This is a genomic window from Mesorhizobium sp. M1A.F.Ca.ET.072.01.1.1, assembly GCF_004023325.1.
Taxonomy (GTDB): Bacteria; Pseudomonadota; Alphaproteobacteria; order Rhizobiales; family Rhizobiaceae; genus Mesorhizobium.
Genome location: NZ_RZSF01000343.1, coordinates 1 through 6870 on the forward strand (window position 1 = coordinate 1; position 6870 = coordinate 6870).

At 57.5% G+C, this 6870-nt stretch carries 7 protein-coding genes and 1 pseudogene; 7 read left to right on the plus strand and 1 reads right to left on the minus strand.

Features of this window, described 5'->3' with window-relative positions; all coding sequences use genetic code 11:
• The 7 genes and pseudogenes from EOA32_RS30995 to EOA32_RS31030 all read left to right on the plus strand — a co-directional run.
• The coding region (locus EOA32_RS30995; protein WP_145971401.1) for an ATP-binding cassette domain-containing protein at positions 1 to 501 on the plus strand (501 nt) is incomplete at its 5' end.
• A 51-nt stretch (positions 502 to 552) separates the two neighbouring features.
• Complete coding sequence (gene ehuC / locus EOA32_RS31000; protein WP_128373744.1) at positions 553 to 1221, plus strand: ectoine/hydroxyectoine ABC transporter permease subunit EhuC; 669 nt, start codon at positions 553 to 555, stop codon at positions 1219 to 1221.
• A gap of 6 nt (positions 1222 to 1227) precedes the next feature.
• The gene (gene ehuD, locus EOA32_RS31005; RefSeq protein ID WP_128373745.1) at positions 1228 to 1887 is read left to right on the plus strand and encodes an ectoine/hydroxyectoine ABC transporter permease subunit EhuD; all 660 of its coding nucleotides are present in this window, start codon (positions 1228 to 1230) and stop codon (positions 1885 to 1887) included.
• Positions 1888 to 1909: 22 nt separating this feature from the next.
• Entirely contained in the window at positions 1910 to 3091 is a 1182-nt protein-coding gene (locus EOA32_RS31010; protein WP_128373746.1) for a M24 family metallopeptidase, read from the plus strand.
• Positions 3091 to 4326 (plus strand): M20 family metallopeptidase, encoded by a 1236-nt coding sequence (locus EOA32_RS31015; RefSeq protein ID WP_189407513.1) that lies wholly within the window; start codon positions 3091 to 3093, stop codon positions 4324 to 4326. Before EOA32_RS31010 ends, EOA32_RS31015 begins: the two co-directional genes overlap by 1 nt.
• Positions 4323 to 5081, plus strand: a complete 759-nt coding sequence (locus EOA32_RS31020; RefSeq protein ID WP_128373747.1) for an Asp/Glu racemase — start codon at positions 4323 to 4325, stop codon at positions 5079 to 5081. The genes EOA32_RS31015 and EOA32_RS31020 overlap by 4 nt, the downstream gene beginning before the upstream one ends.
• A 540-nt stretch (positions 5082 to 5621) precedes the next feature.
• Positions 5622 to 6079: pseudogene (locus EOA32_RS31030) on the plus strand (transposase); the annotation flags it as partial.
• A gap of 154 nt (positions 6080 to 6233) precedes the next feature.
• Here the strand turns inward: EOA32_RS31030 and EOA32_RS31035 are convergent.
• On the minus strand, positions 6234 to 6870 hold a 637-nt coding region (locus EOA32_RS31035; RefSeq protein ID WP_145971402.1), incomplete at its 5' end, for a transposase.

Genomic DNA, 6870 nt, shown 5'->3' on the forward strand with positions numbered 1-6870 from the left:
GTATTCCAGCACTTCAATCTGTTCCCGCATAAAACGGCGCTTCAGAACGTGGCGTTGGCGCCGGTCCTGACCGGACGATTGACAAAGCTGGAGGCGAATGAGCGAGCTTTGCAGTTCCTCGACAAAGTAGGGTTAGCAAACAAGGCGGACGAGTATCCGTCGAGGTTATCGGGTGGTCAGAAGCAGCGTGTAGCCATCGCACGGGCGCTCGCGCTGCAGCCAAAAATCATGCTCCTCGATGAAATTACATCCGCGCTCGATCCGGAACTGGTCGAGGAGGTGCTCAACGTCATCACCGATCTGCGAAACGAAACGGATATGACGATGCTTCTCGTGACCCACGAGATGGGCTTTGCGAGGGATTTTGCCGATCGGGTTCTCTTCTTTGAACAAGGCAAGATCATTGAAGATGGGCCTCCCGGCGAAATCTTCCAGTCACCGCACCACGAACGCACGAAGAGCTTCTTGCGCAAGGTGATCGCGGCGGGACAACGGGTGTAACGGCAATGCGCTTCAAATCCGGCGGGCCAGCAAATAATTGGTGATGATGACGTGCAAAACTTAGAATCTACTCTCGGGTATGGGCAGTTCATCCTCAGTGGAGCGTTGGCAACCATTGAGCTCACCGTCCTTAGTTGTTTCCTCGCATTGCTAATGGCGTTCGTGGCGGGACTGGCTCTGCTATCCCGGCAGCTATGGGTTCGTGCTGTCTCGCGCATCTACGTGGAGTTCTTCCGTGGGACGTCAATCTTCGTCCAGCTGTTTGCCGCCTATTTCGTGCTCCCCCTGGCCGGAATTTCCCTGAGCCCTGTGCAAGCAGGTTTTCTCGCGATCGGCTTGAATGGGGGTGCTTACGGGGCAGAGGTCGTTCGAGCCGCAGTTCAGGCTGTCGGACGCGATCAGACAGAAGCCACAATCGCGCTGAACCTAAGCCGTCGTCAGGCCATGTGGTGGATCATACTCCCGCAGGCAGTCGTCGTGATGCTGCCGAGCTTCGGCAATCTCGCCATCGAGATCATGAAAAGCACGGCGGTTGCCTCGCTCGTCACCGTATCCGAACTGACGTTTCAAGCGCAGATGGTGCGTTCTCAAACCGGTGAGACCGCAATGCCGTTCATGCTGATTTTGGTCACTTACCTTGTGATCGCCTCGGTCCTTATGGGCCTGGTGCGCTGGCTGGAGAGACGATTTAGCCGCGGCATGGCGATTATGGGAGCGTGAGGAGACATGGACTGGAGTTGGGATTTTGTTACGGAAATAATGCCTGCCCTAATCCAGGGGCTCATCGTGACGGTGGAGATTACACTGGTGTCGTCCGTCGTTGCGATGGTCATTGGTCTCTTGTTTGCAGTAGCGAAGATGTCGCCGGTCAATTCCTTGCGACGGACGGCCGTAATTGTCACGGAAGGGATCAGGCGAACGCCGCTGCTGGTGCAGCTCTACTTCCTCTTCTATGTTCTGCCCGACCTTGGAGTGCTTCTGTCTCCTTTTGGAGCAGGCGTGATCGGTCTCGGGCTGCACTACGGCACCTATTTGTCGGAGGTCTACCGGGCGGGAATTATCAACGTTCCCGTTGGCCAGTGGGAAGCGGCAAGAGCGTGCAACCTGACGTCCCGACAGACCTGGACAGAAATTGTTCTGCCGCAAGCGATCCCGCCGATGATACCGCCGCTGGGGAACTATGTGATCGCGATGTTCAAGGAGACGCCGATACTCTCCGCGATAACCGTAATGGACCTGATGGGTGAGGCTCTTGCCCAGGCCAACTTCAACTATCGCTATCTCGAACCAATCACGCTCGTGGCAGCCGGCTTCCTGATTGTCAGTCTATGCTCCGCGGCCATCATCAAGCTTCTTGAAAACTATCTGAACCTTCGTGCTTCTTGAGCAGTAGAACAAAAGGGCTAACATGACCGCACCAACGTTACGCTTCGAAATTTCAGAGTATCGAGCTCGGCTCGAGGCGACCCGAAAAGCAATGCAGCGCGACGGTGTTGACCTTCTGATCGTCACAGACCCCGCAAACATGGCATGGCTCACCGGCTATGACGGCTGGTCATTCTACGTGCATCAGTGTGTGCTCGTTCGCCAGGACGAAGACCCCATCTGGTTCGGCCGCGAAATGGATGCCAACGGCGCGCGCAGAACTGTCTACATGGATGAGAGCCGGATCAAGTCCTATGGAGACCACTACGTTCAATCATCTCAGTATCACCCAATGACTGCGCTCGGTTCGCTGATTGCCGATCTTGGCTGGTCAAAAGGTGTCATCGGGATTGAGAAAGACAACTACTACTTCACTCACGCGGCTTTTGAGGCGCTGTCCTCCGTGCTTCCAAATGCGCTGTTCAAGGATACCACCCGTCTCGTGAAGTGGCAGAGGATCGTCAAGTCGCCTCGCGAGATCGAGTACATGCGCGCGGCGGGCAAAATCGCGACAGCCATGCATCAGCGGGTAGCCGAAGTGCTTCGGCCCGGCGTCAAGCAATCGGACGTAGTTGCTGAGATCTATCATACCGCCATTCATGGCGTTGACGGCATTTGGGGTGATTACCCCGCGGCAGTTCCCATGATCGGCGCCGGGATCGATGCCTCCGCGCCCCACCTAACGTGGTCTGATCGTGAGCTTCGTTCAGGGGAAAGCATCTTCTTCGAACTCGCGGGCGTCCACAAGCGGTACCATTGCCCACTCTCGAGAACCTTTTACCTCGGTAGGCCTGACCAGAAGTTCATCGACGCGGAAACGGCCGTGCTTGAGGGTATGGCGGCTGGACTCGAGAAGGCTGTACCGGGCAATGCCTGCGAAGACGTTGCGCAGGCCTACTACGGAGTCATTGAAAGTTACGGACTGAAAAAGCCAAGCCGTACCGGCTACTCGATCGGCCTTGCCTATCCCCCGGACTGGGGCGAACACTCCGCGAGCTTCCGGACCGGCGACCGTACCGAGTTGCGTCCCGGAATGACTTTCCACTTTATGTCTGGCCTCTGGTTCGGCGACTGGGGCATCGAAATCACCGAGAGCATTTTGATCACTGACAGTCAGCCGGAATGCCTGGCGAACTCTCCACGACAATTAATTGTGATCGACTGATGCGCACATCCAACGGCATGGAACTCCGCCTCGGCGGCGAGGGATTTGGTCTGCCGGCAGGGAGCGAGGAGAAAATCCTCTCTCTCCGACACTACATGCATGAAAACCCGGAGCTTTCGAACGAAGAGTACAAGACTCAGGCAAAAATTGCTGAGTTTCTGGCTTGCGCGGGGATCCGGAATGCTGACGTCTTTCACAAGACTGGCCTGTTCATCGATATAGTCGGCGAAGGCAATGGTTTTCCGTTCAATGTCGTCGTTCGCGGTGACATCGATGCATTGCCGATCGAAGAGGCGCGACCTGACCTCCCATACCGGTCGCGCGTTCCTGGAAAAATGCATGCATGCGGCCACGACGCACATGCGTCGGCTGCGCTTGGGGTCGTTTTGGCGGCTATTGCCTATCGCCAGCATTTCGCGGGCAAAGTCCGCGTCATCTTTCAGCCCGCGGAGGAGGCTGAGCCGCTTGGCGGCCGGACGGTTGCTGAGCAGGGTCTCTTAGACGGATTCGATTGCGCGGTGGGCATGCATGCGAACCCGGAAATACCATCCGGGAGATTTTCGGTCCTGGCAGGTCCGGTAACGAAGTCTTCCGATGAATTTCAGGTCGTCTTCATGGGCAAAAAGAGCCACGGCGCGTGGCCTGAGTTAGGCATCGACGCCATAGCGATGGCCTCCAGTTTCGTCACCGAAGTCCAGAAGCTGATATCTCGGGAAAGCCATGCGGACGAGGCCCCTGTGATTTCTATCGGTCGTTTCCACGGCGGTGAGGCAACCAACATCGTCTGCGATCGCGTAGTTCTCGATGGCACACTGCGCACCCGATCACCGGAAGCGCGTCATCGACTCCGCGCACGCCTCGAAGAACTTGCCAGCCACATCGCCGCGATGCATCGCGGAGAGGCTAAGTTCAAACTGGTTTCCGGAGAACCACCTGTCGTCAACGATCCGAACATTAGTCAGCGAGCAAGAGAGGCGATTGCCGATATCTATGGGATGGAATCGCTCGTCCCGACGAGGCCTCTAGCGGGAGCTGACGACTTCGGATTCTACGCTGAGAAACTCCCATCAGTTTATTTCTGGTTCGGCTGCCACAATGAAGCCTTGGGAAACAGGACCCATGTCCATACCTCAGAGTTCGGAGTTTCGGATGATGATGTGCTGCGCGCCGCGCGCGCCGCGTGGGCCATAGTCAGAACCCTTCAGCGTTCAGCAAATGAGGCCAGACCGTCATGAGTACAACACTGATCAAGCATGTTGAAGCCTCACTCGATGCTGGAATGGCAGGCCAGATCGTCATCGGCTTGATTGCTCTTTCCACGGATGTGGTCACCGAGTATGAGCTGCGGAAAATGTTGCCGGATGATGGAGTGAGCATATCCGCTACCCGGATTGAGACGCACAATCCGATCACCATTGAGAATTTGCAGGGCCATGCACATGAGATAGCAAGGGCAGCGGAGTTGTTTGTTCCGCGCGAGGCAGTGGATGTGTTTGCATACGGCTGCACATCTGGATCTGCCCTTATTTCGCAAGCTAAACTCGAAGCTGAGCTTCATCGTACCGCTCCCGGGGCGAAGCTAACGTCGCCCATGACCGGCGCGTACAAAGCTTTCCGAAATCTTGGAATTGCACGCGTTTCAATGTTGACTCCGTACCCGGATGAAGTCACTGAGGCAATGATCGGTTGCTTGAGAAAGGGCGGTATATCGGTCGTTTCTTGCGGCTCGTTTCATATCGAAAATGACTATGATATAATAAATGTCACGCCGGCGAGCATTCAAGCGGCTAGCCAGGCGATCAATTCGTCCGATGCCCAGGCGGTATTCATCCCTTGTACAGGTCTTCGCACTTCCAGCATTATCGATTATCTGGAAGAGCGCTTAGGTAAGCCTGTAATTACTGCCCACCAGGCGATGTTGTGGGATGCCTTGCGGCTGGCTGGATATACTCAGCCGCTGACGGGGCTAGGGACGCTGTTCGCCACGTGAGATGTACAGCCACAAATCCATCGACGAACAGCGGGGCAACGGTACTCGTTTGCATGGCGACAGGGTTACGCAAAGAAGCCGCCAGTTGATCGAAGGTTGCCTTCACACCAAGTCTGAGGGAACGTCGTCCCCATCAGGGACCGGCAGAGCGAACCGAATGTTCGCTGACGACCGTCCTAGTGGAACGTGGATTGCAGAAATGGCCAGTTCCGAGGGCATTTTTACTGGCGGGCCGGCAGTAGTGGACACCTGTCGGCGGCCCAATCTCGACATAGCGTCCGATCGACCGCAGATATGCGATTATCTGATTATCTCATCTTTGAGGTCACGCGTTCGCCGTAGGTTTCGGCAATCCAACGCAATTGTGGCACGATGGCCCTCTGTTGCCCCGGCGTTAAATCGCCATCACCAAAGGCGTATCCCCAGTGGCCAATCGCGTGTATGTCGCAGCCAATATCGACAACTGGACACCTCGAAAAACCTGGCAATCGAGAACGCATTTTGATTCACTTCGCCTGGTGATTTGCAGGGAGGCGTTGGATGCGAGGACAGGCTGGGTTCTGGGACATTGACGAGCGCTATGTCCGGCTGAGCGAGGCCGGCGATCCACTGGAGAAGCTGAACGCGGTGGTGCCTTGGGAGGTTTTCCGGAAACCGCTGGCCAAGGCGCTGAACCGCTCCGATGGCGCCAAAGGCGGCCGGCCGCCCTTTGATGCGGCGATGATGTTCAAGGTGATGGTTCTGCAGGCTCTACATAGCCGAGTTCCAGATCCAGACCGGCTTTCCTTCATGCGCTTCCTCGGGTTGGGGCTCGGCGACAAGGTTCCCGACGCCAAGACGATCTGGTTCTTAGGGAGCACCTCACGCAGGCCCGGGCGATGGAGAACCTGTTCGCCCGTTTGGACAAGCACCTCACCAAGGCCGGTTATCTGGCGATGGGTAGCCGGATCGTGGATGCCACGACCGTGGCGGCGCCGAAGCAACGCAATTCCGATGCTAACCCGTCTTATTCATGACGCATCTGGGTTTGTTTGCCGCTGAGTGGTGGACAGGTGGCGGCGCGGCGTCTTTTTCACCGCGGCTGTGTCTGGACTTGTGAACGCGCTGGAGGGTGGAAGCTGTATGGTTCGGCGGGGCCTGCTGCCCCGGCGGTCATGGTCCTGCCGGTAGCAGATTGCTGGCGAGCGCCCGGAACAGACTTGCCTCGGGACAGGCGGCGGCGAAGGCCAGACGGATGCGCGAGACGGTTTCGATGACGCGAGCGCCGAGCTTGAGCAGCCTGAGCCGCAGCGTAGCGAACTCGGCGTTGCGCAGATGATGGGTCGTGGGCACCGCCTCGCGCAGGGTGAGCATCAACCAGTATGCGGCGGTGTGCAGGACAAGACGGACCTGGTTGGCAATCGGTGAGCGGCAGGAGGTGCGGTCGGAGGCGAGCTGGCTCTTGTGCATCTTGATCAGGTTTTCGGCCTGGCCGCGGGCGCAGTAGATCACGTCGTAGATGTGCTCGGCGGAGCCTTTGTCGAGATTGGTGACGACGAAGCGGATGTCGAGACCCATCGCGGTTGCCTCGATGCGAGCGCAGGTGCGGCGTTCGGCCTTCCAGGACTTCGCCTTGTAGTGGGTCTCGGCATAGCCGCGCAGCACAGGCTTGCGCTCGAGCGCGCGGCGGGTGCGGATGTCGTCGGCGCTCTCGTCGACGAGCCGCTGCAGAACCTTGTTGCCGGGTAGGCCGAAGAGGTAGTCGATGCCGTTGTTCTCGCACCAGGCCATGATTTGCGCCCGGCCATAG